Annotated in this window: 28 protein-coding genes; 9 read left to right on the top strand and 19 right to left on the bottom strand. The window is 44.7% G+C overall.

What is annotated here, in order from left to right; translation table 11 throughout:
* Positions 1–44: 44 nt before the first annotated feature.
* From ADU22_RS14645 to ADU22_RS24675, 9 genes are all read right to left on the bottom strand, one after another.
* Positions 45–1718 carry a M20/M25/M40 family metallo-hydrolase gene (locus tag ADU22_RS14645; protein WP_069187995.1) on the bottom strand — a complete coding sequence of 558 codons (1674 nt, stop codon included), beginning with the start codon at positions 1716–1718 and terminating at the stop codon, positions 45–47.
* Positions 1719–1749: 31 nt separating this feature from the next.
* A complete protein-coding gene (locus tag ADU22_RS14640; protein WP_053362825.1) occupies positions 1750–2511 on the bottom strand; it encodes a dimethylarginine dimethylaminohydrolase family protein in 762 nt (253 codons plus the stop codon).
* A gap of 61 nt (positions 2512–2572) precedes the next feature.
* Positions 2573–3460 carry a dimethylarginine dimethylaminohydrolase family protein gene (locus ADU22_RS14635; RefSeq protein ID WP_053362824.1) on the bottom strand — a complete coding sequence of 296 codons (888 nt, stop codon included), beginning with the start codon at positions 3458–3460 and terminating at the stop codon, positions 2573–2575.
* Positions 3461–3614: 154 nt separating this feature from the next.
* Positions 3615–3923: an MGMT family protein gene (locus tag ADU22_RS14630; RefSeq protein WP_053362823.1), complete on the bottom strand. Its 309-nt coding sequence runs from the start codon at positions 3921–3923 to the stop codon at positions 3615–3617.
* Between the two features lie 41 nt (positions 3924–3964).
* Positions 3965–4543, bottom strand: coding sequence for a hypothetical protein (locus ADU22_RS14625; protein WP_053362822.1), 579 nt, complete (start codon positions 4541–4543; stop codon positions 3965–3967).
* Position 4544: 1 nt separating this feature from the next.
* Positions 4545–5177 carry an SCO family protein gene (locus tag ADU22_RS14620; protein ID WP_053362821.1) on the bottom strand — a complete coding sequence of 211 codons (633 nt, stop codon included), beginning with the start codon at positions 5175–5177 and terminating at the stop codon, positions 4545–4547.
* A gap of 57 nt (positions 5178–5234) precedes the next feature.
* Entirely contained in the window at positions 5235–6926 is a 1692-nt protein-coding gene (locus ADU22_RS14615) for a cbb3-type cytochrome c oxidase subunit I (RefSeq protein WP_053362820.1), read from the bottom strand.
* Between the two features lie 13 nt (positions 6927–6939).
* Positions 6940–7401 carry a cytochrome c oxidase subunit II gene (locus ADU22_RS14610; RefSeq protein WP_053362819.1) on the bottom strand — a complete coding sequence of 154 codons (462 nt, stop codon included), beginning with the start codon at positions 7399–7401 and terminating at the stop codon, positions 6940–6942.
* A gap of 16 nt (positions 7402–7417) precedes the next feature.
* Positions 7418–7555, bottom strand: a complete 138-nt coding sequence (locus tag ADU22_RS24675) for a hypothetical protein (protein ID WP_156324358.1) — start codon at positions 7553–7555, stop codon at positions 7418–7420.
* Positions 7556–7843: 288 nt separating this feature from the next.
* On the opposite strand from ADU22_RS24675, the gene ADU22_RS14605 reads away from it, so the two are divergent.
* A complete protein-coding gene (locus ADU22_RS14605) occupies positions 7844–8560 on the top strand; it encodes an endonuclease/exonuclease/phosphatase family protein (protein ID WP_197280061.1) in 717 nt (238 codons plus the stop codon).
* A gap of 63 nt (positions 8561–8623) precedes the next feature.
* Positions 8624–8812 carry a gamma-type small acid-soluble spore protein gene (locus tag ADU22_RS14600; RefSeq protein ID WP_082252871.1) on the top strand — a complete coding sequence of 63 codons (189 nt, stop codon included), beginning with the start codon at positions 8624–8626 and terminating at the stop codon, positions 8810–8812.
* Between the two features lie 282 nt (positions 8813–9094).
* Here ADU22_RS14600 and dctP (ADU22_RS14595) read toward each other — a convergent pair whose 3' ends face one another.
* Complete coding sequence (dctP, locus tag ADU22_RS14595; protein ID WP_053362817.1) at positions 9095–10159, bottom strand: TRAP transporter substrate-binding protein DctP; 1065 nt, start codon at positions 10157–10159, stop codon at positions 9095–9097.
* 37 nt (positions 10160–10196) lie between these two features.
* Entirely contained in the window at positions 10197–10967 is a 771-nt protein-coding gene (locus tag ADU22_RS14590) for an enoyl-CoA hydratase/isomerase family protein (protein ID WP_053362816.1), read from the bottom strand.
* A 179-nt stretch (positions 10968–11146) separates the two neighbouring features.
* Between ADU22_RS14590 and ADU22_RS14585 the strand changes: the two genes are divergently transcribed.
* The gene (locus ADU22_RS14585) at positions 11147–11989 is read left to right on the top strand and encodes a hypothetical protein (protein WP_053362815.1); all 843 of its coding nucleotides are present in this window, start codon (positions 11147–11149) and stop codon (positions 11987–11989) included.
* Positions 11990–12061: 72 nt separating this feature from the next.
* Here ADU22_RS14585 and ADU22_RS14580 read toward each other — a convergent pair whose 3' ends face one another.
* Genes ADU22_RS14580 through ADU22_RS14570 form a run of 3 tightly spaced genes read right to left on the bottom strand, consistent with a single transcriptional unit; the run spans position 12062 to position 15060 of the window.
* Positions 12062–13030, bottom strand: a complete 969-nt coding sequence (locus ADU22_RS14580) for a quinone oxidoreductase family protein (protein WP_053362814.1) — start codon at positions 13028–13030, stop codon at positions 12062–12064.
* 30 nt (positions 13031–13060) lie between these two features.
* The gene (locus tag ADU22_RS14575; protein ID WP_053362813.1) at positions 13061–14269 is read right to left on the bottom strand and encodes a CaiB/BaiF CoA transferase family protein; all 1209 of its coding nucleotides are present in this window, start codon (positions 14267–14269) and stop codon (positions 13061–13063) included.
* Positions 14266–15060 carry an enoyl-CoA hydratase/isomerase family protein gene (locus ADU22_RS14570; protein ID WP_053362812.1) on the bottom strand — a complete coding sequence of 265 codons (795 nt, stop codon included), beginning with the start codon at positions 15058–15060 and terminating at the stop codon, positions 14266–14268. Before ADU22_RS14570 ends, ADU22_RS14575 begins: the two co-directional genes overlap by 4 nt.
* A gap of 345 nt (positions 15061–15405) precedes the next feature.
* On the opposite strand from ADU22_RS14570, the gene dctP (ADU22_RS14565) reads away from it, so the two are divergent.
* The 4 genes from dctP (ADU22_RS14565) to ADU22_RS14550 all read left to right on the top strand — a co-directional run bounded on the left by dctP (ADU22_RS14565) (position 15406) and on the right by ADU22_RS14550 (position 19323).
* Complete coding sequence (gene dctP, locus ADU22_RS14565; RefSeq protein ID WP_053362811.1) at positions 15406–16476, top strand: TRAP transporter substrate-binding protein DctP; 1071 nt, start codon at positions 15406–15408, stop codon at positions 16474–16476.
* An 84-nt stretch (positions 16477–16560) separates the two neighbouring features.
* Positions 16561–17103, top strand: a complete 543-nt coding sequence (locus ADU22_RS14560) for a TRAP transporter small permease (protein ID WP_053362810.1) — start codon at positions 16561–16563, stop codon at positions 17101–17103.
* A gap of 39 nt (positions 17104–17142) precedes the next feature.
* Positions 17143–18471 carry a TRAP transporter large permease gene (locus tag ADU22_RS14555; protein ID WP_053362809.1) on the top strand — a complete coding sequence of 443 codons (1329 nt, stop codon included), beginning with the start codon at positions 17143–17145 and terminating at the stop codon, positions 18469–18471.
* 189 nt (positions 18472–18660) lie between these two features.
* The gene (locus tag ADU22_RS14550) at positions 18661–19323 is read left to right on the top strand and encodes a GntR family transcriptional regulator (protein ID WP_053362808.1); all 663 of its coding nucleotides are present in this window, start codon (positions 18661–18663) and stop codon (positions 19321–19323) included.
* Positions 19324–19488: 165 nt separating this feature from the next.
* On the opposite strand, the gene ADU22_RS14545 is transcribed toward ADU22_RS14550, so the two are convergent.
* Positions 19489–20160, bottom strand: a complete 672-nt coding sequence (locus ADU22_RS14545; RefSeq protein WP_053362807.1) for an SOS response-associated peptidase — start codon at positions 20158–20160, stop codon at positions 19489–19491.
* A 116-nt stretch (positions 20161–20276) separates the two neighbouring features.
* Positions 20277–20765: a CarD family transcriptional regulator gene (locus ADU22_RS14540; RefSeq protein WP_053362806.1), complete on the bottom strand. Its 489-nt coding sequence runs from the start codon at positions 20763–20765 to the stop codon at positions 20277–20279.
* Positions 20766–20906: 141 nt separating this feature from the next.
* Here ADU22_RS14540 and ADU22_RS14535 point away from each other — a divergent pair, with 141 nt between their 5' ends.
* Together ADU22_RS14535 and ADU22_RS14530 are read left to right on the top strand one after the other, a co-directional pair.
* A complete protein-coding gene (locus tag ADU22_RS14535) occupies positions 20907–21344 on the top strand; it encodes a winged helix DNA-binding protein (protein ID WP_053362805.1) in 438 nt (145 codons plus the stop codon).
* A complete protein-coding gene (locus ADU22_RS14530) occupies positions 21337–21603 on the top strand; it encodes a hypothetical protein (RefSeq protein ID WP_053362804.1) in 267 nt (88 codons plus the stop codon). Before ADU22_RS14535 ends, ADU22_RS14530 begins: the two co-directional genes overlap by 8 nt.
* A gap of 111 nt (positions 21604–21714) precedes the next feature.
* Here the strand turns inward: ADU22_RS14530 and gyrB are convergent, their stop codons facing one another.
* The 3 genes from gyrB to sdaAA all read right to left on the bottom strand — a co-directional run bounded on the left by gyrB (position 21715) and on the right by sdaAA (position 26229).
* Positions 21715–23628, bottom strand: a complete 1914-nt coding sequence (gene gyrB / locus ADU22_RS14525; RefSeq protein ID WP_231687960.1) for a DNA topoisomerase (ATP-hydrolyzing) subunit B — start codon at positions 23626–23628, stop codon at positions 21715–21717.
* 263 nt (positions 23629–23891) lie between these two features.
* Positions 23892–25127, bottom strand: a complete 1236-nt coding sequence (locus tag ADU22_RS14520) for a GTPase family protein (protein WP_053362802.1) — start codon at positions 25125–25127, stop codon at positions 23892–23894.
* A 199-nt stretch (positions 25128–25326) separates the two neighbouring features.
* Positions 25327–26229: an L-serine ammonia-lyase, iron-sulfur-dependent, subunit alpha gene (gene sdaAA, locus ADU22_RS14515; protein WP_053362801.1), complete on the bottom strand. Its 903-nt coding sequence runs from the start codon at positions 26227–26229 to the stop codon at positions 25327–25329.
* Positions 26230–26273: the final 44 nt, after the last annotated feature.

Raw genomic sequence — 26273 nt, 5'->3', positions numbered from 1 at the left:
AACGGGGTTATATCAGAATTATCTTCACTGGAATTTTCACCAGGCTAGCTCGACTCTTGGAAGGACTGGTCCATTAGATTTTCCATTTTAGAGGGCTTGCCCGTTCCCGATCCCTTCCTCTTGCATATACTCCAGATTAGCTTTTCAAGCATAGCCGGTGTCTGGACGAAAGCACTTTCCATATGAAGCCGTTCTGTGCTCTGGTGGGCATCCTTTCCAAAAGGTCCGACATTTAGGACCGGAGCCTGCAGCTTGAACATCTCGCGGAAAGGAATGCTGTACGCGGTGCCCCAGATTGGAGTATTATGCTCAAACGCCATCCAGCCGTCTGAACGATCCTGGTAATTCACATAACTCAAGTCGCAAATCCCATTGAAATAATGAACCTGCTCCACCTGGATTCCAAACTCTGCTGAAACCTCTTTCAAGAGCTGCACTGACTCAATGATCAAAGGGTCATCAGAAGAATTCACTGCCGGATAATAAGGCGGAGCAAACAAGAGGACGATTGCGGGAGCAAGCTCTTTGCAGCGGACCATCAATTGCTCGGCCGTTCGCAAGGACTTCTCTCTTTCATCCCACTCAGGATGCTTCAGCACCTCCTCTTTCACACGTTCTATCAGCTCTTTTCCCAGCTTCTTCTCTGCATAGTTCAGAAGGTCGCGGTATCTGAGCACCTGGACCTCGCCCACTCCCTCGATATGCTCCCGCTCACAGAGAGCCTTGTACGATTGGTTGCACTTTAATGCTGCTTCCCTTGCCGCCATTTCAAACAAGTCCATGATTTGGGATGCGCTTCTTTTCATGATAAAAACATTGTACAGGGCAACTGCATGATAAGGGGTCTGAGTGGAGTATTGCCCTTTCAGGTCCTTCTGCTGGAGCGAAACAGGCAGCGGGGTGCTCTCACCAAGTTCGGTTTCACGAAACAGCGGATTCCATTCCATCTGCTGCGTAAGGAAGGAAGAAATATAAGGAGCCGTAATGCCGCTAAGAGGCTCGCCAACATGAGATTCCTTCCCGAAGAAAAGAGCTGCTGGCATAATTTTCCCCATGGTTCCAGTGTATATATAATGCTTTTCGTCTCCCGGTTTTTGGGTAAAGGAAGGCTCCCCGTTTAAAAACAAAGTATAATGCAAACCAAATTGCTGTTTCATCTTCATCAGCACCTTGACAGCGGCCCGCATTCCCGCAGAATTTACTTCTTCATCGGGCACAGTGACAAGCATAAGATTTACCGGCCACTCTGCACTGCTTGCCTTTTCCATCAGTGACATATGAAGAGCAAGCCCCATCTTCATATCCATCGTCCCGCGCCCAAACAAATACTCTCCCGATTCCAAATCGATCCGGGCTTCCTCGTTAAGATCCGCCTTTCGGTTCACAAGCTCTCTTGTTAGCAGCTCGGGCTGGCAGGCCAATGGCTGGAGGTCCCCGAATTCTTCAGTGGCCACGGTATCAAAATGGCTGATGAGGACCACCGTATCCACAGCTTCAGGATGTCTGTAAAGAGCCGTCAGCAAATGACGTCCCCCTTCCGCATCGTGAAGGCTTAAATGCTCTTGATTCTGCTGAAAATAGTCCAGCTGAAGCATCTTATCCCTCAGCTTGGAAGAAAATATCCTTTCCCCCTCTGTATGAGTATGGCTTTCCCAGCTGACCAGTTCACAAACCAATCTACGCAGGCTATCCGGTGTGTCCCATAATAATCCTGTCATTCCCTTCACCCTTCTCCGTCCATTCTCTTGTTTAAAATCTAAGTGATAGGCAGCTTAAGCCGCCGTCCTGCTTCTGAAACTCGGACATGTCGAGCTCAATCGTTTTGTAGCCTGCCTGTTCTATTTTGAATTTTGTTGCCTCAAATTCCTTTGGAATCAGCACATAGCCGTTTACCATAATACAGTTCGCGGAATATTCATCCTCTCTCGAAACAATGATTTTTTCATAGTGGGAAAAGTCAGGATGTTCGACGAACTCCCCTGCAGCAACAATGAGGTTGTTGCCAAGATAGGCAATGCCTGTTTTTAAATGAAAGAACTCTTTCAGAGGAACAATGGTCGCCTTGTAGCCCTCGGATTCAAGAATTCCCTTTAGCTGCATTGCACCTTCCTGATTGGTTCGGACGGAAATTCCGATATAAAAGCGATCATCTGCTTGCAGGACGTCCCCGCCGTCAAGGGTGCCGGGAGCATCGATGGTATAGAGTTCTTTATAAAATCCTTTTAACACTCTCTCCATTTCAGCAATTTCGCCGTTCCTTGAGTCCGCACCCGGATTTGAAATCACTGCAAAACCGGGAGTCAGTACCGCCGTATCCTCCACAAAGGTGGAGTCGGGAAACTCCTCGCTTGCCGGCAGATGTGTTACCTCCACTCCGCATTTTTTCAGGGCTTCCACATAGGCTGCATGCTGTGCAAGCAGCCTGTCATAATCCGGCTTTCCCAAATTGGAGGTGGTCAATCCGTTCACATAGCTTTTTCCCGGCGATTTTACAATCACGTTTTTAAACATAATATACCTTCCCCTTTTATTTCTTATAAAATAGGAGTTCCTCATGAATTTCAGCTATTTTTCATTCTTTGTTGCGGATGACGGGACTTGTTAAACAAGTAGGGCCCCCTGTTCCTTTAAAGCTGATTTCATTGCCAGCATATTCATAGACGGTTGCCCCTGCGTCCATCAGCTTTTGTTTTGTCGACTGATTCCCGGACACCATCACACAAACGCGGGGGGCAAGAGCCAGAACATTGCATCCGAGCGTAAGATACTCGCCATCCGGGACTTCAATCAGCTGAATTCCCTTTTTTAGCAGAAGCTGACGGAAAAACACCGGCATCAGGCGGGAATGAACCACTGCGAGATCACGGTCGACCATGCTGATAAAGGACATAAGATGAAGGCACTCATTCTCTCCTTGATCATGGGGGAGCTGAACCACAATAAAGTCATCGACAAAAGGAGCCGTGATTTCTTTTAACTGTTTTATAGCCTCACAGTTTGTCCGGTATCCCAGCCCAACCGCCAGCGTACGGTCATCCAGCCAGACAAGGTCGCCCCCGTCCGAGACTGCTTCCCCGGTCAATTCCCCGATGACCGGAATCCCTCTTTCTTGTAAAAATTCCTTGTACACCAAGGCTTCAGGCTGCCTCAGCTGCTTTCCCGACTTTAATATAATTGCTCCTTCACTGGTGAACTTAATGGGGTCATGTGCATAAATCGAATCAAGCCCAACTTCCCGGGCAGCAGGAAGATATTCAATGTGAGGAACATGTTTCTTCAAGATGGCGAGGAACTCTTCGTACTCTGCCAAAGCCTTCTCGTAATTAGGTTCTTCTATATAATTATATTTCTGCCAATTTTCACTGAGATGGTCCTGACTGAAAAAAGCATCCTTGGGGTGTTTTACAATAACCCGTTTTAGTGGCTGAAACATCGATGAACAAAAAGAAGTTTTTATCATTTAAATCCCCCATTTTTCCGCTGAGCGGAAATAGTTTTTAATAATCGGAAAATTTAAATTAATCTTACAACACACCAATTCTACTGTCAATAGCAAACAAGGGGACGGTTCTCCTGCCTCATCTTTGATGAGGCAGGAGAACCGTCCCCTTGTCTTAATCCGGAAAATACTGATATTTTCCCAAATCGATCCATCCATCCTTACCAACTTCTATCCCTTCGCTTTCGAGGGAAAGCAGCTGTTCATGGTAGGAGTCATCCTCCTTGATGGAAATTTCCCCCTTGCTGTTCACCACGCGGTGCCAGGGAAGGTGATGCTTTTTACTCATCGAATGGAGGACCCGCACCACTTGGCGGGCAGCACGCGGACTGCCAGCCGCCCGCGCGATTTGGCCGTACGTCATCACACGTCCTTCAGGAATATTCCTTATCACTTTCACTGCCTTCTCCGTAAAGGGCTGCATGACATAACTTCCTTTCCGCTTATTAAATCCGCCTTAATCCTTTAACTGCTTTGGCTTCCCCTTTTCCCATATGTGTTCCTGTCCGTAACATAACTGTACACCAAATAAATGACCATGCAAACCGCTGTTGCAAGGAAGCCCCATCCGAGGGTGATTTGGTCAAGCAGCAGATAATTATTGCAAAGCTGCGCAGGCGACCAGATATACAGCCAGCCCATACCAAGATAAAGGAGAGCAAAAAAGGCAATCAGGGCGTTTTTCCACAGCGCGCTGAGCTTCGGCCAGCTGTCACGGAGCGGAACACCCGCCAAAAACGGCAGCGAGACAAATTTGAAAAGTTCCATATGCCACAGAGTCAACGCATCGTCCATCGTCCGGGGAATGGTCCAAAAAGAGACGATGATGACAAACAGCATAATTCCAGGGACCCCATTTTCATTCCATTCCGCAAAGAAGCGTGGAAATGCCTTCCTCAAACTTCCTGCCATCAAAAATCCGGAAAACACGAGCAGCGGCATCTGCATATGCATGTGAACGATCATAACCGACTCCATCAGGCCGGCCACCGGCGGGAGGGCCAGGAACAGAAGGAGCACAAGGCCAAAGAACGGAGCTTTCATTTTACTTTCCACCCTTCTTTCCAAGAATTCCGGCTGTTTCTACCGCTGCTTCTCCCGGCTTGGTGTAATCCATGATTTCAATCAGCTTCCCATCCGGATCTATCAGGTAAAAGGCCGAATTATGGGCGAAATTCCCGTAACCGTCGGGAATGACAATCACACCCAGCTCACCCAGAGCTTCTTTGAGTTCCTGTTTATCAGGAATCCTCGCCATCCGCCAGGTTTCTCCGTCACTGTTGAACATTGTCCGATAAAGGTCCAGAGTCTCGGGGTCGTCCCGGTCAGGGTCAAAGGAAATGCTGAGGAACTGAATTTCGCTGCCAATATATTCTTTTGGCAGCTGTTCATACACTTGCGCCATGTTCATTTCCAGCTGTGGACAGACCGTTCCGCACGCTGTATAAAGAAATGTGATGAATACATGCTTGCCGGCAAATTCGGAAAAAGGATATTGCCTGCCTTTGCTGTCTTCAAGCGTCACGTCCGGGAACAGCGGCTGCTCTTTAACCAGCTGGCTGACCCTGGACCTTTCGGCTGTGAATGCCTGAAACCCGTCAGTTCCAGCAAAAAACAGGACCACTCCAAAAAGAAGAACGAGCACGCCTGATAACACTGTTTTATTTTTATTTATCATGACCTCTCACTTCCTTTTAAAAGAAAGAGACAGCCTTGAGCCATCTCTTTTCCTGTTTTACCAAGTCTTGAATGGCGGCGAGCCAGGAGGCGCATTGACGATAAAATCAACGAGCGGGATGACATAGGCCATGGCGACAAGACCGATCATCAGCACGACCCACAGACCCCAGCGCTCGGTCCACTTTGGTGTTGGGGGTTCGCCTGCCTCTGCTTCCGCTAACGGGAACTCTGTTTCTCCCTTTGGCGCGAAAAACATCAAGTTGAACACGGCATACACCTGGATGAGTACACCAATCATCAGGAGAGTTCCGCCGATGGCCAGGAAAAACAGGTAAGGATTCCATCCCAGGGCAGTTGCATTGTCAAAATACGTGGTGTAGGACGTCCTTCTCGGTGAACCCAGGAGGCCGACCCAGTGCATTGCAGCCGACATCATCAGCATGCCGATTGTCCAGATGATGGTCTGGATGACACCCAAGCGGTTGATCTGCGGTGTCAGCACTCTTTTAGAAATATAGGGAACCAGCCAGTAGCTTAGGCCGAAGAAAGTCATGATGACTGACATTCCAAGTGTCAAATGAAAATGGCCGACCACCCACATGGTATTATGGACAACCTGGTTAAGCTGGTTCGTGCTCTGGACGATACCGCCAACACCAGCAGGAATGAAGGCCGCCATGGCGATAAATGGGCCAAGGAAGCGCACATCACCCCAAGGCAGTTTTTTGTACCAGCCAATAATGCCTCTTCCACCCTTCTTCCTCGCGGTCCGCTCGAATACCGCAAACATCGCGTACGCCGTCATCAGGGAAGGAAATCCAATCGCCAGGCTCATGAATACGTGCATATACTTCACAGACTCAGAGATGCCCGGATCAATAATCTGGTGGTGGAAGCCACCGGTAATGTTCATGATCACAAGGGCAATCACCACAATCCGGGTAAGCAGATCATTCCATCTGTGCCCGTCGATGATCTTCGGTACAACCACATACCAGGCAGAAAGGGCTGTCATATACCAGATGTTCACCAGTGTATGGCCGAATGCCCAGAACAGAGTGCGTGCGAGCATGACATTAATGGTTTCCACCCAGCCAATTGCCCACGGAATGATCATGAACACTTCAATCGCTACGGGGATGCTGCCGAAGAACAAGAGAACAAACACACCGGTTGCGAAAAAGGAGAGAATCGGAATATGCTCGTCAGGATTCTGCTTTCTCCAGTGTGCGACCTGGACGAAGGCCCCGAATGCGCACATCCATACTCCCAGTACAATGAAGACAAGGCCAATATAGAATGACGGGTGGGCGGCCATTGGTGGGTAGAACGTATACATGACAGACGCCTGATTTAATAAAATAGGTATGACTGCTAACACGAACCCGAGTATTTTCATCCAAAACCCGACCCAGGCCATGGTTCTGACTTTGGGGAGCAGGCCGCCCAATGTATGGGACATCCCGGCGTAAAAATAGCCGATGGTAAAGAACGCGGACAGCACGACGACCAGAAGCAGGCCGTGGGCCGTCAATACCTGGTAGTAATTCATCCAGACTGGAAGCTCAAGCAGTCCTGCCCTGTTCAATCCCTGCAGCAGCCCGAGCGTTCCGCCAAGCAATAAAGCAAGAAAGGCAACTGACAAGTATGATTTTGACAATAGGGCATCCCCGGTGCTGATGCCCAGCATATGGTTCAACTTATTTTTCAATGGAGTTCCTATTGGAGTTTCAAGTATTGGTTCCATTTTGCCGTCCCCCTTATTTCACGGTAATTGTCGTCGCCATCATCTGGTGTCCGGCGCCGCAATATTCATTGCACAGAACCAGATATTCTCCAGGCTGGTCGAACTTCTGCGTGATTTTTTGAATATATCCCGGCACGACCATCGCATTCAGGTTGGTATTGGCCACCTGGAAGCCGTGAACCACATCCTTTGATGTGAGTGTAAAGTGAACAGTCGAGCCAGCTGGCACCTCTATCTGGTTTGGCGTAAAACTGAATACCTGCAGCGTCATGACAACTTCATATTCGTTTTCGCCGACCTGCCTGATCCCAGGCTGGTCAAACGGTGCCGTCTCATCGACCTTCTGGGGGTCAATCCGCTCCCCGTAGCTCGGCGGACCCATTTCTAAAGCAAAAGTCTGATAACCTGTTATCAGCATGAATCCAATTATCATTCCAAAACTCAATATGAGCCATATCTTTTCTGCTCTATGCATTTTGTTTTCCTCCTTTTTAGATTCTTGCCATATACAAGCCATAAACCAGTAAATATGTCACAAACAAAACAACTCCAAGAATAGTGAGGGAGAAGACCGTTCCCTTGATTGAAAAGCTGCCTTCAGCTTGTTTCCCCTTCCATTTCCTCGCCATTTTTCATCCTCCCTTCCTTTTACCTTTCTTACATTCATAATAAATGAGAATCATTTTCAACCTAGTGAGGTGAATCACACCTTGACATATTTTTGCAACTACCAGTGCGCTTCCTGTGCAGGAGCTCCAAGCAAAGCTATTTTATGGAACACAACAGGTTGGCACGGTTTTTATGTCACAGAAGGTAATGAAATCTTCTTCATTCTTTTTTTATTACGATGATTTACGCAAGTGAATATGAAAAAAGGGCAACATATGTTACGAAAGAGGAGCTGGGGGAAAGCGGTGATGGTCATTAAGTTGCGAATTTTAACATTCAACATCCACCATGGAAGAGGGTTGGACCGTAAAGTGGATTTGGATAGAATCCGCAGGGTCATCCGGTCGGGGGATCCGGATATTGTCGGGCTGAATGAGGTGGATAAACAATATTCCAAACGCAGCGAATTTGTAGACCAAGCAGGTTGGCTGGCAGAAAAGCTGGATATGGAGCATGTTTTTGGACCAGCGATTACGTTAGATAGCCAGGAAAACCGCCAATATGGAAACGCCATTCTCTCACGGTTTCCGATTTTAAAAAGCCGCAACCACCCATTTGACTTTTTGCCAAAGGTGGTGGAAGACCGATCCCTGCTGGAAGCGGAAATTGAGCTTGGCGGCAAACCTCTTTCTCTGTTTGTGGCCCATTTAAGCTTCGCCCCTTTTCTTCATCGTAAACAAACTGAATTTATATTGGGAAAGGCGGCTGTAGGGGGTAAACGGTCGGTCCTGATGGGGGACTGGAACATGAGGCCAACCTCAAAAAGCTCGAAATTAGCGGCCAGCTATTTGCAGGACACAAACAATGGCCAGAAAAGGAACCTGACCTATCCGGCCAAGAATCCCAGAGTAAAGCTGGATTATATATTTGTCAGCAAGGAATTTGAGGTGTTGGGCGCCGAAACGATTAAGGTTGACCCAGCAGCTTCTGATCACCTCCCTTTATTGGCCGTTGTTGAGGTTTAGGATGCGAGTGCTCTAAAGAGTAAAATGGCCGTACATGACCAACATAATCAAGAGGTGAATAAGATGAAAAAATACACAGCAGCAGGAACAGATATTGAAGCAGTAAAAGCGAAAAATGCAAACTCGGGGATGTCCTATAACGAAGCAAAAGCGTTTATGGCGCGAACCACAGGAGGACATGGTACCGCCATATATAGCAACACCAATATCGAAGCAGTAAAAAAAGAGATCAAGCCAGAAAAGCACATATGACGAGCACCCTTTACCACATTAACGCACAGCGGGTCAGGCACGCTTTAGGTCTATTTTTAAAAACTTCGTAATATTAACTATATAAACAACCACAAAAAACGTTAAAAACACTAAAAAACACGATTCTTAGAACCATGCTTTTTTCCTTATTGACATAGAATTATAAGATGGGCAGTTTGCTGCAGCTGATTCGTCAAAAACCACCCTTCCCCTCCAAAAAAAGGAAGGATGGTAGAAGGATTAGGAAAAACCAAAGTCTTTCCAAACGAGTAATTACCAATATTATTGATGCAATTTCCTGGCTGCATTAACCAGTTCTTTTGCTTTCTCGGATAGAGAAGCAAATTCCTCAACGACTGGCTGGGCTGCTTCAAACCATTTTTGAGATTCTTCAGGAGTCATTTCATGGACTTTTACACCATTATCTCTAAAGATTTGCGCAGTTTCCCTGTTGGATTCGATTGCTGCTTCTTTGACCCATCCCTGTAAATCCTGCGAAACCTCTTCAAGAATTTTCCTTTGGCCATCTGACAATTTATTTTCCCAGGAATTATTGCTGATTACAAGCGGGTTGGCTGAATATAAAAAGGCATTGTCTCCCGTGTAATTAAAATATTTAACCACTTCAAAGATTCTGTAGGATAAAAAGGAGTCCAAAGATGTTAATGTGGCATCAATTGTATTTGTCTGCAGAGCACTATAAATTTCCGAAGATGCCATACTTGTAATGCCAGCTCCCTGTTCGCTAAGCATTAATTCTGTATCTTTACCTGCACCTCTAAATTTCAGTCCTTTAACATCCTCTGGAAGGATGATTTCTTTATTTTTAGAAGCGATGGCCATCGTACCCCAACCCCATACTAGATTCCTGACGCCATTTTCTTCAAGCAAACCGTTTAAAACAGTGCCAACTTCTTCGTCTTTCCATTGCCATGCTTGATCATACGATTGGATAATGCCAGGCAATAATGTGATGCTAAATTCCGGTACCTTTCCAGCATCATAAAAAGGAGCCCAAATCGCCAAATCAATAGCGCCTGATTTAAGAGTATCAAATTGCTCACCAGCTTTAACTAATGAATTTGCCGGGTATACCTGTATCTTGAGACTGCCTCCACTTGCTTTTTCAACCTCTTTAGCAAACCGTTCAGCCAGCAAAGAGCGGTAATCCCCCTTTTCTCCTTGAGGAGCAGCCCATTGGTGTGCTAATTTAAGGGTAACAGATTTTTCTTCGCTCCCATTGGTATTCTCACCCTGTACAGTATTGCTTCCTTTACTGCCACATCCTGCTAGGATTACGGTCAATAGGACAATTAGGTAGATAGCGAGCTTTTTCATTTGAATCATATCTTAAATCCTCCTGTCTAGTTCAAATTTTAAAGAATTATTTGGAGCCAAGTTTACGCTGTTTTCGTTTCTCAACAAAGGATGAAAATGTATCCCTGTAATTAGTGTGACCGACTAGATAGTCATTCGCTGCCTTCTCAATCTCCATTCTTTCTTCCAGGCTTGCACCGATCCCTGTGTTGATTACCTCTTTTACTTTTTTTACAGCGACCTTTGAGTTTGCTTGTATTTCTTTGGTGATCTTTTCTGAAAAAGAAACCAATTCATTTTCATCCAGAAGATGGTCTATTAATTGAATTTGAAGTGCTTCTTCGGCAGAAATAACGCAGGAACGAAAAAGAATTTCTTTTGCCTTTGACACCCCAACTATAATTGGTAAATTAGAGGTGCTTACAACTAACCCGTATGAAGCTCCCGGGAACCGAAAGGACGCTTGTCGGGAGGCTATGCGGAAATCGCAGGCAGCAGCTATCTCGGCTCCCCCGCCAAAAGCAAATCCATTAATTACACCTATTACAGGGATTGGAAGGTTTTGTATACACTTAACCATTTCTCCAAAACGACTGAGAAACAATTGATTTTCCTCAACCGTCATATTCAGAAATTCCATCGTATCAGCTCCCGCGCAAAAGGCTTGTCCAGCTCCAGTAATGACAAGAATATCAGCCTCTGATCTATCAAGGCATTCGAGAGCTTCCTCGACTTCCTCCATCATCCTCATATTAATGGCATTATGAACCCTTGGCCGATTAAACGTTAAATACGCCAATTTATCTCTAATTTCAAATAAGATGGTATTAAATGTCATCCTTCTGCCTCCTTTCATTATTAAAATATTTAATGAAAATTTGATTTTATGCTCACACTTGTTTAAGAAAGTAATGCTTTCAATCCATAAATTTGTTAGAATATAAAACAATAATATTTTTGTATTATTATAAATAATCAGATATATTTTGCGTTAAATTTAGACTGGGTGGGATTAGCATGAAAGTTTATGCTTTAGTTGGTAAAAGTGGAACTGGCAAAAGTACTAGCGTTCTGCAGTATTGCTATGAAAACAGGATAACCGCCTTCATCGATGATGGTTTGTTGATTGTTAATGGCAAAAAGAGTGCTGGTACATCAGCTAAGTATGAAAACAATTATATCCGTGCTGTCAAACGCGCTACTTTTCATTTTGAAGATCATCGCAATGAAGTAATTAGAGCGTTAGAAGAGCTAAGCCCTGAGAAAATTCTCATTGTCGGTACTTCAGTGAAAATGGTGGACCAAATCGCCTCAAGATTGAATCTTGGAAACATTAAACAATATATAGATGTTTCCGAGGTACGTTCCAATAAGGAAATTAAACTGGCCCTTTTTGTACGGAAAACACAAGAAAAACATGTCATCCCAATTCCATTTGTCCAAATTGAGCAAAACCGTTTTAATAAATTGATTGAAAAAGGTAAACTAATCTTTTCAAAGCAGCAGACCTATATTGGAGAGAACACAATCATCCAGCCAAACTTTACAAAGGGAGCCATCTCGATTTATGAAACGGTCTTTAAAGACATCATTATACATACTTGCAGCCAGCTAGACAGTATTGGCAAAGTAAACAACATCTCTTATGAATTCAAACATTTTCCTAGGTTGTCTGTTGCGATTGACTTAAAATGCCCTCTGAATCAAAATATTGTTCAATTAATCGAAGATATTCAGAGAAATATTTCAGAATCCTTGCTAATAACATTAGAAATTGAACTTGAATCAATTGATATTTCTGTTTCTTCTGTGAGAATCGGTACTGATATCACTCCAAAACATCCTTTGTCTGTTCGCTGAATCCTGGTTTTGCCCTAAAGGAGATATGGTTGTACCGGATTATTTTTAAAAAAAAGTTCCCTTCCTTTTTTATTATGGAACCAGCAAGATTTTGCCAACACTTTTCCGGCTATCAATATACTCATGCGCTTCCTTAACTTCACTCAATGTATATTTCTTGCTTATAAAAAACTGAAGCTTTTCCGCCTCAATTAATTTTAATACTGCCAAAACGCTTTCCTTTATGGTTTCTGGCCGTTTTTTCAATTGCGTACCCAGGCTATAACCTAATATTGAACGGCATGTTTTATGCAGATTCCCTGTTTCTGCTGAAGCGGATTCCCCCCCAAAGCATACAACCCGGCCAAAATCAGCAAGACAATCGATATTCTTGGCAAACAGGCTGCCACCAATAGGATCAAGAATGATATCAGCCCCCTTCCCGTTGGTCATATCTTGCATTTCTGCCAAAAACGATTCTTTTTTATAGTTTAAAACAACATCCGCTCCAGCAGCTTTTACTGTATCTGCTTTGTCATCACTACCTACTGTTGTAATGACCTTTTTTGCGCCAAGCAGTTTCGCGATTTGAATAGCAGTGGTCCCTACACCACCTGAAGCAGAATGAATCAGAACGGTTTCTCCATTTTTTAAATCTGCAACTTTTGAAAGCAAATTATAGGCAGTAACTGATACAACCGGACATGCTCCAGCAGTGTCAAACGGCATTCCTTCCCCAATTTTAAAAGTTAATATCTCATCGGCTACACAATACTCAGCATAGGATCCAGTGACCGGAAAGGCCATGACTCTATCACCAATGGATATATTTTTTACTTCTTTACCAACTGCTTCAACAGTCCCGGCAACATCCAATCCAGGCACTAAGGGAGGCTTTCCTTTTCCGTGATATTTTCCTAATCTCGATTTGACATCGGCAAAATTCACACTTGCCACTGCCATTTTTATCAACACTTGATTTGGGCCGACAGCAGGGACACCCACTTCAGCTAGCTCAAGCACATCTGGTCCACCAAAATTATTTATATAAACTGCTTTCATAGAATTTGCTCCCCAATTTCTAAATTATTTTTAAACAGTTGCATTTTGGGAATGAATGACTTTGGATTGGCTGAGTTCATCAATTTCTTCCTGACTGTATCCTATCTTCTCAAGAATCTCGATTGTATGTTCTCCTAACTTCGGTGGAACAGATTTTATCTCCCCTGGTGTTCTGGAGAACTTGACTGGAGTACCTAGCATTTTGATGGCACCAATGGTGGGGTGATCTCTTTGGACAATCATTTCACGCTCATATAAATGCGGATCATTTAAAACATCCGAGAATTTATTTACTGGCCCGCAAGGAATCTTGACGCTCTCGAATAATTCCAACCATTCTTTTACCGTTCCTGTTTGAAAGACTTCTTCCAAAAGAGGAATAAGTAGCTCACGTTGTTCAACACGCTGGGGATTTGTTGCGTATTTAGCATCTTTCAAAGCTTCTACCCCGAGCGACTCGATAAATTTCTGCCATAAGGCATCATTTCCAACGGCAATAATGAAGTGGCCATCAGCGGCTTCAAATGCTTGATAGGGAACAATATTGGGATGTGCATCTCCCAGCGGCTGAGGATCTTTGCCAGAAGCAAAATAATTTCCTGCCAGATACGTTTGCCATGAAACGATCGTATCCAGCAGGGAAGTATCAATCCATTGGCCCTCACCCGATTGATGCCGTTCATGCAGCGCAACGAGAATGCCAAATGCCGCCCACATTCCAGTCCCTACATCTGCCAGGGAGAAACCCGCTTTTACCGGTCTGCGGCCTGGTTCTCCGGTCACCGACATAAGGCCGCCCATTCCTTGTGCTAAAATGTCATATCCCGGTTTTTGAGAATAACTTCCGGTCTGCCCAAAGCCAGAAATCGAAGCCAGGATGATACGGGGATTATGCTGCTTTAACACCCCATATTCAATGCCTAGCTTTTTTAAAGTTCCAGGTCGAAAATTTTCAACTACCACATCTGCTTCTTTAATTAGTCTGAAGAAAACCTCTTTTCCCTTTTCCTCCTTTAAGTTAAGAACCATACTTTTTTTATTTCGATTAACGCTCAAAAAATAAGCGCTTTCATTTTGGATGAACGGCGGGCCCCATTGCCTTGTATCGTCACCATTTGGAGTTTCGATTTTTATAACATCGGCACCAAGGTCGGCAAGGGTCATCGTGCAGTACGGTCCACTCAAAATCCTGGTAAGATCGATTACTTTTATCCCTTTTAATGGCGGCAATTGATTCATCTCCTTGTGAAATTTGGTTTTCTTTTTTCAACAAAAGAACGGACTCCCTCCGGAAAATCAACAGGATCGACACTGGAATCCACACCTGTTTCCCATGGAACGGAAAACGTAGGAGTGTTAAAAGCAGCAGCACGTTTGACAGCTAAAACAGAGGCTGGAGATTGATCCATTATCTTTTTTGCGATGGAAATCGTGAAATGATTGATATCCTCCTCCTTTTCGATTAGATAATTAAGTAGTCCTAGGTCATAACATTCTTTTGGAGTTAACAGGCGCCCTGTATAAACAAGGTCCATCGTTCTGCTCTTCCCGATTAAATCCGATATTCGTTTAACAAACTTTTGGTTCAGTGTAATTCCCAGTCTACCAACAGGAATACCCATTAAAGTATTTGGCGATCCAATCCTTATATCACATGCAAGTGAAAGGATAAATCCTGCCCCCAGCGCTGGGCCATTTATAGATCCGATTGTCGGAAGAGGAATCTTTTCAAAGGTTGCAATCGCTTCTTCCATTAAGCGAAAAGCTTCATTTGCCTCACTAATGGATAGATTGTTAAATTGCTTAATATCAGAACCTGCTGTGAAATGATTCTTGCTTCCTCGTATAATGACAATTTTGTTTTTTGGATTTTCCGGAATTCTGTTCCCAATCGCTGCCAAGTCATTCCACATTCGGTTTGTCAGCGCATTTTTCAAATCAGGCCGATTTATAGTTACAATGGCACAGCCTCCGCTTTCCTGCAGCGTAATTTTTCCATCCTTTTCAGTCCTTTTAATGGTTACTCTCACTGCGACCCCACCTCATTTTGTATATTGTCGACAATTTGTTTATAGAACCCTCCTTCCTCTTAAATTTATAAATGAATGTACGGATAAAATGTATTTTGTCGACAATCGATCTCTAAATGTAAGAATAATGGTAATACAGCTTTGGGGTGAAATCAATAAAATATTTTGAATTTATTAAATTTTCAATTCTTTTGTTGATTTTTCTGCTTTTACTAATTATGATTATCTTTAAAGAAAAATTGTCGACAGTTGCCTGTATGCAAAAAATATCATCGGGGGGTGTATGGGTATTATTTTTTATTTAAAACAAAAAGAAAGCGCTACCAAAAATAAGGGGGAAATCGAATGAGAAAAAAGTTAAAACTACTCTTAGCGGTTGTTGCAGTATTGATGGCTGCTACTCTCTCTGGCTGTTCTGGAAATACAAAAAGCAATTCCGAAAAAGTAGCAGGTGAAAGTGACCAAAAGCCAATAACCTTAAAGCTTTCCCATCAATGGCCCCAGGCCACTGCCAATGAAGGGGATTTTCGCTCCAGCCTGGCTGTAAAATTTGGGGAGGAAGTAGAAAAAAGAACCAATGGGCAGGTAAAAATCCAACAATATCCCGCGAACTCCCTAGTAAAAGCAGCCGAGCAATACGAATCCATGCTAAAAGGGGCATCTGACATGTCTGTCTATCCTCTTGACTATGCCGGAGGGAAAGTCCCACAATTTGGAATCACCCTCATGCCTGCACTTGTAAAGAACCATGAACAAGCAATCGCTTGGGAGAAAAGTGAAATTGGGGAGGAAATCGAAGAGCTTGCTGAGAAAAATGGATTAAAGATTCTTATCTGGGTTTGGAATGCAGGGGGAATTGGAACAAAAGGTGATCCAATAAAAGCTCCAGAGGATGTTAAAAAGGGTACCCAAATGAGGGCAGCAGGAAAAATGGTGGAAGAAATGCTGGCATCAGCTGGTGCTGGGATTACAAGCATGCCATCTTCTGAAATTTACTCCGGATTTCAGACTAACTTATTGGATGCAGCCGTTACCTCTAACTCTTCCTTTGCATCTTATAAACTTTTTGAACAAGTAGATTCTTTTACAACCTCTCTTGAGAATACGTTTTGGTTTATGTTTGAACCTTTGGTGATTTCTATGTCAAGCTGGGAAAAGCTTTCTCCAGACCAGCAACAAGTTTTTGAAGAAGTAGCAGCTGAATTGCAGCCTTGGGCATATGAAGCTTCCATCAAGGATGATGAAAACGTAGCAAAAGAGTTTGAAGAAAATGGTGTAACTGTGGTGGATATGTCAGATGAGGACTATCAAAAATGGGTACAATTATCTGAGCCAATCTGGGACAAGTTTGCAAGCGAAGTTGAAGGCGGTAAAGAATTATTGGACCTTGCAAAGAAAGTAAATCAAAATAATTGAAACTAAGTAAAACATGTTACATAGCTGCGTTTCACGCAGCTTTTCTTTCCATTGCTTCATTAATTTAAAAGGAGGAAAACAAATATGTCGAATAAAAAGCCTCTCTTCATTCGTATTATCGACTGGCTCAGTGAAGTCAGCGGCTACTTAAGCGGCCTGACAATCCTTCTCGCTACACTAGTAATTGTCCATCAAGTTATTGTCCGTTATTTTTTCGGCGGATCGACCATATGGCAGACGGAATTCTCTACCTATTTGGTCATGTTCACAACCTTTGTGGGAGCCGCCTATGGATTGAAACATAATTCACATGTTGGGATTGATGTTCTTGTAAACAGGCTTCCTCTAAAGCCAAAATCCATATTACGGATCATAACCTCACTGCTTAGCTTTCTGCTTACCAGTGTGGTCGCCTGGAAAGCTTGGGAAATGTGGCATCATGCAACAGAACTAGAATGGAAATCAAGTTCTGTCTGGGCTCCGCCACTAACTTACCCCTACTTCATTCTTCCATTAGGAATGACACTGCTCAGTCTCCAATTCATTGTGATTATTTACGACGAATTTAAAAACCTGCGAAAGATAAACAGCATCAATCCAGATGCCGGTCAATCTAAAGCCATGTAACCGGCATTTCATTTTAAATAGAAAGGAGAGACTTTTAATTTGAGTTCATTAACAATTGGAGCTTTTATTGGAATTTCAGGAATTATCATCATGCTTACAGGCATACCCATCGCCTTTGCATTAGGACTAATTTCAGTAGCGTCGATTATTCTCTTCCTTGATCCAGTACAATTTGATATGCTTGGGGATTTTATTTTTGGTTCCATTAATGATTTTACGTTGTTGGCTATTCCGTTATTTGTTTTTATGGGCGCGCTATTCGCCAATTCCAAGGCCAGCAAGGATTTATTTGAAGCCGCTCAGAAATGGACTTCTCGGATCCCTGGCGGGCTGGCAATCAGCAGTATTGTAGCCTGTGCTATTTTTGCTGCGCTTTCCGGTTCAAGTCCTGCAACAGCTGCCGCCATTGGGAAAACGGGCATTCCCGAGATGCAAAGACGGGGTTATTCCAATGCTATTGCGACTGGGGCAATTGTTGCTGGAGGAACACTAGGAATTTTAATTCCCCCTAGTGTGGTCTTAATTTTATATGGAGTAGCAGTTGAACAATCCATTGGACGATTATTCCTGGCTGGTGTTATTCCGGGCATTGTTTTAACCCTATTGTTCTGCCTCTGGGTGATGATCGCGGTTAGACTCGAAAGAAAAGGGTTATCTGTCAGTTCTCCTGAAGGAGCGACCTACATTACCACCTATCCATGGAAGGAACGGATTGCTTCCTTACTTAATGTCATTCCTTTTCTTTTGTTGATCACTGGAATTTTATACACGCTTTATGCAGGAATCGCTACCCCAAGTGAGGCTGCAGCGGTAGGTGCTGTCCTTTCCTTCTTAATGATCATCCTTTTTTACCGGTCGATGACCTGGAAAAAGTTGGTGCACATGCTTTTGGAAACAACCAAGGAGAGTACAATGATCCTTTTAATTACTGCTTTTTCTGCACTAATTGGGACAGTCTTAAGCTTTTTGTCCGTCCCTCAGGATTTGGCAAGCTTTATCATCGGTATGAACCTTTCCAAATGGCTGGTTCTGATTTTAATCAATATCTTTCTGCTCGTTTTAGGTTTCTTCATACCGCCCGCAGCAATTATTCTAATGACCGCACCCATTATCTATCCCATCATTGTGGGGCTTGGTTTTGACCCAATATGGTTTGGGATAATTATGACGCTAAATATGGAAGCGGGATTAATAACACCACCCGTTGGACTGAATCTTTTTGTTGTTAAAGGTATTGCACCTGATATTCCAACTTCAGACATAATAAAAGGTTCTCTTCCTTTTGTGGGTGTTATTTTTATTGCGATTGCCCTTTTTACTGTTTTCCCTGAGATTGTCACTTGGCTTCCGAATTTATTATTCAGTTAAAATATGTATATAACCAATTCAGGGTGCAGAATTATCAATATATTACAAAATGAAACAGGGAACATTTCCCCTGTTTCATTTTGTATAAGTGGCCTCTTTTTAAAGATTTCTCTTCGTGGAATCAAAAAAATTTGGTATTGTTATGATAATACAGCACCTTATTACTATTTGGCAGGAGGCCATTTTATCATGGAAAACACTTTTTTTAACAATAACTCTCTTTCCAGGTTAATTGCCGAACAGATTACCAAAGAAATTATCACAGGAAAATTAAAAGCAGGTGATAAATTAATTGAAGCTACTTATGCGGAGGAGTTTGGGACAAGCAGAGCTCCAATCCGAGAAGCCTTTTATTTGTTAGCAATTGATGGTTTGGTAGAAAGAATTCCAAGAAAGGGCTCTGTAGTAAAAGGATACAGCCAACAAGATCAAATAGATTTGCTCGATATTAGATTGTTTCTTGAACTCCTTGCTATGGACCGTATCGCTGAATCTGGACTATCCGATTCAGTATTACACAAAATGGAAAACTTGCTATCGCAAATGAGAACCGTAATGGGGAATCCAATTGAATATACCAAATTAAATCAAAAGTTTCATATGGCTATTATTGAAATGAGCAAAAGTGAAATTATTTACTTGATGTATTCACGACTTGGACTGCCATTAACTTCTTTACAACGAATTTCGCTGGAAGGAGAATCTATAATGAAAAAATCGCTCAAGGAACATGAAGAAATCTTACATTGCTTACAAAATAGAAAATTCGATGAAGCAAAGAGAGTACTAATTATCAATAATAAAAATGTAATTAAGCCAATTTTAGATAAAATGTCTACACTTAATAATTAACAAGAAACAATCCCAAAAGGAATTCCAGTTTTCCTCTTATTGCCTCTGTTTAAATAAAAAGAAAAGACAGATGGTTTCTGCACTGTTCAGAAAGCATCTGCCTTAAACATTATGAAACTTATTTAATATAGGCAACAGAAGGAATGGGGCACTGCCMCAAAGTACCTATTTGCTGTTCAACGGCAGCGCCACATCCCTGATGTCATTCTTTGGTGAATTAACGAGGGATGAAACTTCGTATGCCTTCATTAGCTCTGATTTATAGGGGACAAGGAGCGGCTTCAAAACAGCTGGCTCCTCGACGGTAGGATCAAGCCAGATTTGCTGATGGTCCTTTCCAAGGATAACCGGCATCCGGTCATGCACATCTTCTACAAGCGCATTTGCTTCGGTAGTAATTATGGTGCACGAATGAATGGCGACCCCGCCCTTTTTCCAGGTTTCCCACAGCCCGGCAAACGCAAAAGGCTGCTCATCCTTCATCATGAACCGGAATGGCTGTTTATCCTTCCCAATCCGTTTCCATTCGTAAAATCCATCAGCAAGGATAAGGCAGCGCCGTTTTTTCAGCGGGCCCTTGAAGCTCGCTTTTTGCTCTATCGTTTCCGCCCGCGCATTGATCATTTTATAGCCAATTTTTTCATCCTCTGCCCAAAAAGGAACCAAGCCCCAGCGCAGCATGGCTCCTTTCCGCCTTCCGTCCCTTCCCGGAGCGACCGCAAGCACCTGCTGGCTCGGCGCCACATTAAAGCGAGCATCCCATTCTCCGGCAAATTCGAATCCAAACTGCTGCATCAGCTGCTCCACATCTTCAAAAAGAGAAAACCGGCCGCACATCATAAAACCTCCTTCCTTCTTTCCTCTTTTATACCACTTTATCGCAGGTATAAAAAGCAAAGGGACGGTTCTCTCTGCTTCCTAGAAAAAGGAAACAGGAGAACCGTCCCCATGTTTTACAGCATTCTTTTAATCTTCTTTTCTATTTCTTCGACGGTGGCACCCAATGTGATTGCCAGTTCCTTGAACAGGATACCCTGGATGGTGATTAACAGCTTGCGCTCCTGTTCGTACAGTTTCTTGCCGTCCTTTTTGTACTCGAGCTCTTTCCGCATGAGGGTATTGGCCGTTTTGGCTATGTCCATACGGTTCCCGCCCTTTGCAATGGTATTGTATTTCAAGGCCCGTTGTTTGACATCTGCAATCCAGGGAATTCCCGGCTTGCTGAAGGACTCGATAATTTCCAGTGCCTCTTTCTTGTCGAGTGCCCTGAGCATGACAACCTTATCATTATTTACCGGGCTGCTGATGGTTAAGTTTGACTCCCCTAACGGATGCATCACATAATAGGTCCGGGTGACATCCGCAATCGTTTTTTCACATATATCATCAATTTTACATAATCCATGGACAGAATAGGTAATCACATCGCCAACTTTAAACATCATCCATATCCCCTTTTCTGCATATATGTCAACTTGGTTTACAAATTAGTATAACCCATTTAATTATTTTTGTCAACTTTGTTGACAATCAACCCTCCCTTATGTATAGTAAAAGCAAAATTAAGGAAAGGAGTGGAAAGGATGAATCCTGAATGGCAAGACCTTGATTTTATAGACCTTGTCAGCGAGCGGCATCTTCAGCTCCGCGAGATCACGGGAAAATTGTGGAATGAAACGAGCAACATATACATATCGAATTCGGAATGGTACATTCTGTCGAGAATTTATAAAAAGAAACCGACCATTGCCTTAGTCACGAAAAGCGTCAATATTTCCCGGCAAGCAACACACAAATTCATCAAAAAGCTGGAAGCGAAGGGTTTAGTGGCAATCAGTTCCCTGGAAAACAACAAAAAAGATAAATGTATTCAGCTAACCCCACTTGGTGAGGAATGCTATGAAAAGAGTGAATTCCTAAAAGCAGGAATCGAACAGCAAATTGCTGCCAAAATCGGAACAGACAAATTGGAGCTTCTAAGGGAAATTTTGACTTCCGACTGGGGTTTGGGAGATGATTGACGCTACCATGAATGTGGGGGTTCTGGAGCGCCCTGTTGAAGGGGAACTCGTAATGATAAAGGCCATTCCGCCTGAAGCCATAACAAAGATGGAACCGGAGGATTTCTTTTATTTAAAAGGCTTTGAAAACAAGAAAGGCACCATCACGGAAGTCATCGAAAATCATACTGGCATCTTTTCCTACCGGGTGGATTTTAATGAAAGCCTTTTCGGTTATTTTTATGAAGGTGACTTTTGCTGCATTTCAAACGGTAATTAAGAAAGCCAGATGGGTTCCGCATTCGGAACCCATCTGGCTTTTCATTCATTTATGAAGCAGGAGAACAGAACTGTCCCTTCGCCTCACTTTTTTGAAGCAGGAAAACCGTCCCTATACATCAAGGTTGCGGACGTAGATGGCGTTTTCCTCGATGAATTGGCGGCGTGGTTCGACTTCGTCTCCCATCAGCATTTCAAAGACTTCATCGGCGTCAATGGCATCCTGCAGGCTGACCTGCAGCAGGGTCCTGGTGTCCGGATTCATGGTTGTCTCCCAAAGCTGTTCGGGGTTCATTTCCCCGAGCCCTTTATAACGCTGCAGCCCTGGTTTGGGTGAACTTGGCAGCGTGGCCATGATGGACTTGAGCTCCCGGTCATTATAGGCATAATTGATGTTTTTGCCCTGCTGTATTTTATAAAGTGGCGGCTGTGCAATATACACATAGCCATGTTCGATAAATGGCATCATAAACCGATAAAAGAACGTGAGCATCAGCGTGCGGATATGGGCGCCATCGACGTCGGCATCAGTCATGATGATGATTTTATGATAACGCGCTTTTTCAAGATCGAAGTTTTCCCCAATCCCGCTTCCAAATGCCTTAATCATCGTCCCAATTTCGGCATTGTGCAGGATTCGGTCCATGCTCGCCTTTTCGACATTCAAAATTTTCCCCCGCAGCGGCAATATCGCCTGAAAATGCCGGTCACGGCCCTGTTTCGCCGACCCGCCGGCCGAGTTGCCCTCCACGATATAAATTTCACTGATGCTGGCATCCTTTGAAGAACAGTCCGCAAGCTTGCCGGGAAGTGTCGAAACCTCAAGCGCACTCTTCCTCCTCGTCAATTCACGCGCCCGTTTGGCTGCGAGCCTCGCTTTGGAGGCGACCAGGCTTTTATTGACGATGGTCTTCGCTGCTGTTGGATTTTCCAATAAAAACATTTCCAGTTTTTCTGCAAGAATAGATTCGGTGATCGTCCTAACCTCCGAGTTGCCCAGTTTCGTTTTCGTCTGGCCTTCAAACTGCGGATCCGGATGCTTCACCGAAACCACGGCCGTCAGTCCTTCTCGGACATCTTCGCCAGAGAAGTTGCCTTCATTCTCTTTTATGAGTCCGCTCTTCCTGCCATATTCATTGATCATCCTTGTTAAGGCCGTTTTAAATCCCGATTCGTGCGTGCCGCCTTCGTAGGTGTGGATATTATTCGCAAACGAATAGATGACGCTTGCAAATCCTCCCGTATATTGCAGGGCAATTTCCAATGAAATTCCTTCCCGGTTTCCTTCGATAAAAATCGGCTCCTGATGAAGGACTCCCTGGCCAGAGTTCAAATGCTCCACATAGGAGATAATGCCTCCCTCATAGAAAAACTCCTTTTCTTTCCCCTCACCGCGTTTATCATGGATGGATATGGAAATGCCCTTGTTCAAAAAGGCTAGCTCCTGCAAACGGGTTGCAAGGGTATCGTAGTCATATTCGAGGGTTTCGGTGAAAATTTCCCCGTCAGGGATAAAATGGATCGTCGTTCCTGTCTGCTCGGTTTCGCCAATCACCGCCAATTCACCCTGGGGTATGCCGCGTGAAAATTTTTGGTGGTGAATCTTCCCGTCGCGATGGACATATACCTCCAGCAGCGAGGAGAGAGCGTTGACAACCGAGGCCCCCACTCCGTGCAGTCCCCCGGAAACCTTATACCCGCCGCCGCCAAATTTCCCACCGGCATGGAGAACCGTCAAAATAACCTCGACCGCCGGCCTGCCTTCTTTTTCATGCATGCCTACGGGGATTCCCCGCCCATTGTCGCTTACAGTTATGCTGTTATCTGCCTCAATCGTCACACTGATTTTATCGCAATACCCTGCAAGGGCCTCATCCACACTGTTGTCGACGATTTCCCACACGAGGTGGTGAAGGCCCTTCGCCGAAGTCGAGCCTATATACATTCCCGGACGTTTCCGGACTGCTTCCAGTCCCTCCAGAACCTGGATCTGGTCGGCATCATATGCTTGTTTTTGCTGTTCCACTTGCACCATTCTCTTGTGATCCCCTTCTCTTTGGTAGTCTAAGAGTTATATCTGAATCACCGTTACTCTCTGGTATTCGAGATGTTCTCCCTGTATAAATAGTCAACCAAGTTGACTATTTAAGTGTAAAGAAAAACAGCAATTTTGTCAATCTGGTTGACGAAGCATAGGGGCGGTTTTGCTTTATCATTTCGAAACAAAAAAATGCCTGTCACTACAGTTATTTGGCAATAACCATAAGGTGACAGACATTTAGCCTTTCCTTATTCCTGCTTCTCCTTAAAAACCCTCCGAAAAACGCCCTTTGCCTTGTCCATCGACACGTCTTCGATGAAGTAGGCTATAGCTGCTTCGGACAGGGCTAATGTCCCTGCGGTCGCCACCACTCCGGAGATGATATGGCCGCCGACAGGTATGACTTTAAGAAGCTGTCTGGCTGCTTCCCTTAAGGCAAACCCGGCCGCAACGTTGGCTCCGAGGGCACTCAAAAATTCCCTGATTCCTTGTTTGTCCAGCTTTTTTCCGCCAATCAGGCCGATGGCGGTAATCATCGCCATCTGCATCCCGGTGATGACAGGGATGTCGGCTATGGGAATGGGACTGGCCCCAATCGCCCCCGTTGCCCCGGAAACACTTTTCCCTATTTTCCGGGCGAGTTTTTTCTGGACCGATTTCAGCTTGGACAGCTGGGCAAGTTTTAACTGGGCTTCGTTGGGCAGCTGGCCAATCAGGTAATCCAGCAGGACATCGATATTCCAGCGGACGTCATAGACGATTTTCCCCTCTTCAAATTCCATATAGCTGCTTACAGGGATCACCTGGACAGGATTGGAAACAGAGTCACGCAATTTTACAGACAGCACCTCAACTGCGTCGGCGATATTCTTCTCTTTTACTGGATGATTAAATGGCGGCTCATGTACCGACTTCGGGCTCAGTTCATCAACCTGGGTGACGATTCCCACAATCGGTACATCATATTGATGCTCGCTGTGGATCATTTCTTTCAGCTTGGCTAATTGCTGCAGGTCTTCATCAATCCTTGAGCTCACTTCTTTTGCCTTGCATAAAAACAAAATCGCATCCGGACATTGTTCTTTAATCGAAGCTTGGACCTCTTCCATCGCGGAGGCATGTGAAAAGGCTTCTTCCGGATTGTCTGCCTCCCCTAGCCCCCTCGTATCGAGAATTTCAAGATCTCCCGACTCGGACGTGAACTCATGCCATTTCCCCATACCGGTCTGCGCTTTTACATCCCCTACCTCGGCCCTCATCTCCCCAAAGATGGCGTTGATCAGGCTCGATTTCCCTGCTCCCCTTCTTCCTACGATTGCAATTCTCGCAGGCCTGGCGTCAAGGGTCAGCTCTTTCAGCTGTTCCAGCTCTCCCCTTATCTTCATTTTAATAGGCTCAGGCAGGACCGAACCTGCCAGCCCATCATAAATCGATTTTATTAAATCACTAATCTGGTCACGTTTAATTTCTCCAGAATCACCCATAGTCGGCTGCCTCCTTCTCTCTATATTTCATTTACCCTTACTATACCCCTTTGACAGGCAGGGAAAGCATGGGGACAGTTCTTGCGCATCATCCCCCCAGCGGCCGGCAGGCATCATTTCTATCGGTTTATACCCAAAAAACAGCCTATCCCATTGGGTTAGGCTGTTTAAAATGAAGCAGGTGAACACTCCCCCTGCTCTACTTAATGAGGTAGTCTTTGAGTTTTGGTTTTGGTTGGCCGAAGATTTCGGCTTCCAGTCTTCGCCCTGTTGGGGTGGCCGCAAGGCCGCCTTCACCTGTTTCCCTTAGGGCCGATGGCATGGTTTGGCCGATGGCGTACATGGCGGCGATGACTTCATCGGCCGGAATCCGGCTGGTGATGCCCGCCAGGGCCATGTCGGCTGCTGTCAAGGCGTTGGAGGCTCCCATCGCGTTCCGTTTGACGCATGGAACTTCGACCAGGCCTGCCACCGGATCACAAACAAGTCCAAGCATGTTCTTCAGCGAGATGGCCATGGCTTCGGCTGCCTGCTTCGGCGTCCCGCCTGCCATTTCCACAATCGATGCGGCGGCCATGCCGGCTGCCGATCCAACCTCGGCCTGGCAGCCACCAGCTGCTCCCGCCACCGTCGCATTATTCGCTATGACGAAACCGAATGCTGCTGCTGTAAATAAATATTCAATCATTTCCTGGCGGGTGGGATTGAGCTGTTCCTTCACAGCAAACAAAGTACCTGGAACGACCCCTGCCGATCCTGCTGTTGGTGTGGCGCAGATGACTCCCATCGCGGCATTTACTTCATTCGTGGCCATCGCCTTGCTGACTGCATCCAATAAGAGCGGGCCGGACAGGGCCTTTCCGCTTTTGATATAGTTCTGGAGCAGGACGGCATCTCCGCCAGTGAGTCCTGTTTGGGATTTCACTCCTTGAAGGCCGCGTTCCACCGCCTGTTCCATCACTTGCAGATTATTGTCCATTTTTGCGATGATTTCCTCACGAGACAGCCCTGTCACTTCGACTTCCTGCTGAATCATGATTTCCGCTATTTTCACCTGCTTTTGTTCTGCCAGCGAAACAAGTTCCGCTACATTTCGAAACATTGCGTTTCCTCCCGATGTTACAAATTTCCACTGCTTTATAAAAC

It is taken from the genome of Bacillus sp. FJAT-27251, from assembly GCF_001273925.1.
GTDB lineage: Bacteria > Bacillota > Bacilli > Bacillales > Cytobacillaceae > Mesobacillus_B.
Note: the sequence above shows the minus strand (reverse complement) of the source record. Positions and strands in the feature narration are given on the sequence as shown.

Coding starts and splice junctions, on each gene's coding strand:
- ADU22_RS14615 (WP_053362820.1), bottom strand. CDS start 6,926: ATGGAACCAATACTTGAAACTCCAATAGGAACTCCATTGAAAAATAAG.
- sdaAA (WP_053362801.1), bottom strand. CDS start 26,229: ATGTTTCGAAATGTAGCGGAACTTGTTTCGCTGGCAGAACAAAAGCAG.
- ADU22_RS14545 (WP_053362807.1), bottom strand. CDS start 20,160: ATGTGCGGCCGGTTTTCTCTTTTTGAAGATGTGGAGCAGCTGATGCAG.
- ADU22_RS14600 (WP_082252871.1), top strand. CDS start 8,624: ATGAAAAAATACACAGCAGCAGGAACAGATATTGAAGCAGTAAAAGCG.
- ADU22_RS14605 (WP_197280061.1), top strand. CDS start 7,844: ATGGTCATTAAGTTGCGAATTTTAACATTCAACATCCACCATGGAAGA.
- ADU22_RS14560 (WP_053362810.1), top strand. CDS start 16,561: ATGTCGAATAAAAAGCCTCTCTTCATTCGTATTATCGACTGGCTCAGT.
- ADU22_RS14640 (WP_053362825.1), bottom strand. CDS start 2,511: ATGTTTAAAAACGTGATTGTAAAATCGCCGGGAAAAAGCTATGTGAAC.
- dctP (WP_053362811.1), top strand. CDS start 15,406: ATGAGAAAAAAGTTAAAACTACTCTTAGCGGTTGTTGCAGTATTGATG.
- ADU22_RS14645 (WP_069187995.1), bottom strand. CDS start 1,718: ATGACAGGATTATTATGGGACACACCGGATAGCCTGCGTAGATTGGTT.
- ADU22_RS24675 (WP_156324358.1), bottom strand. CDS start 7,555: ATGGCGAGGAAATGGAAGGGGAAACAAGCTGAAGGCAGCTTTTCAATC.
- ADU22_RS14550 (WP_053362808.1), top strand. CDS start 18,661: ATGGAAAACACTTTTTTTAACAATAACTCTCTTTCCAGGTTAATTGCC.
- ADU22_RS14630 (WP_053362823.1), bottom strand. CDS start 3,923: ATGCAGCCCTTTACGGAGAAGGCAGTGAAAGTGATAAGGAATATTCCT.
- ADU22_RS14535 (WP_053362805.1), top strand. CDS start 20,907: ATGAATCCTGAATGGCAAGACCTTGATTTTATAGACCTTGTCAGCGAG.
- ADU22_RS14620 (WP_053362821.1), bottom strand. CDS start 5,177: ATGATAAATAAAAATAAAACAGTGTTATCAGGCGTGCTCGTTCTTCTT.
- ADU22_RS14520 (WP_053362802.1), bottom strand. CDS start 25,127: ATGGGTGATTCTGGAGAAATTAAACGTGACCAGATTAGTGATTTAATA.
- ADU22_RS14575 (WP_053362813.1), bottom strand. CDS start 14,269: ATGAATCAATTGCCGCCATTAAAAGGGATAAAAGTAATCGATCTTACC.
- ADU22_RS14530 (WP_053362804.1), top strand. CDS start 21,337: ATGATTGACGCTACCATGAATGTGGGGGTTCTGGAGCGCCCTGTTGAA.
- ADU22_RS14635 (WP_053362824.1), bottom strand. CDS start 3,460: ATGATAAAAACTTCTTTTTGTTCATCGATGTTTCAGCCACTAAAACGG.
- ADU22_RS14625 (WP_053362822.1), bottom strand. CDS start 4,543: ATGAAAGCTCCGTTCTTTGGCCTTGTGCTCCTTCTGTTCCTGGCCCTC.
- dctP (WP_053362817.1), bottom strand. CDS start 10,159: ATGATTCAAATGAAAAAGCTCGCTATCTACCTAATTGTCCTATTGACC.
- ADU22_RS14590 (WP_053362816.1), bottom strand. CDS start 10,967: ATGACATTTAATACCATCTTATTTGAAATTAGAGATAAATTGGCGTAT.
- ADU22_RS14610 (WP_053362819.1), bottom strand. CDS start 7,401: ATGCATAGAGCAGAAAAGATATGGCTCATATTGAGTTTTGGAATGATA.
- ADU22_RS14585 (WP_053362815.1), top strand. CDS start 11,147: ATGAAAGTTTATGCTTTAGTTGGTAAAAGTGGAACTGGCAAAAGTACT.
- ADU22_RS14580 (WP_053362814.1), bottom strand. CDS start 13,030: ATGAAAGCAGTTTATATAAATAATTTTGGTGGACCAGATGTGCTTGAG.
- ADU22_RS14540 (WP_053362806.1), bottom strand. CDS start 20,765: ATGTTTAAAGTTGGCGATGTGATTACCTATTCTGTCCATGGATTATGT.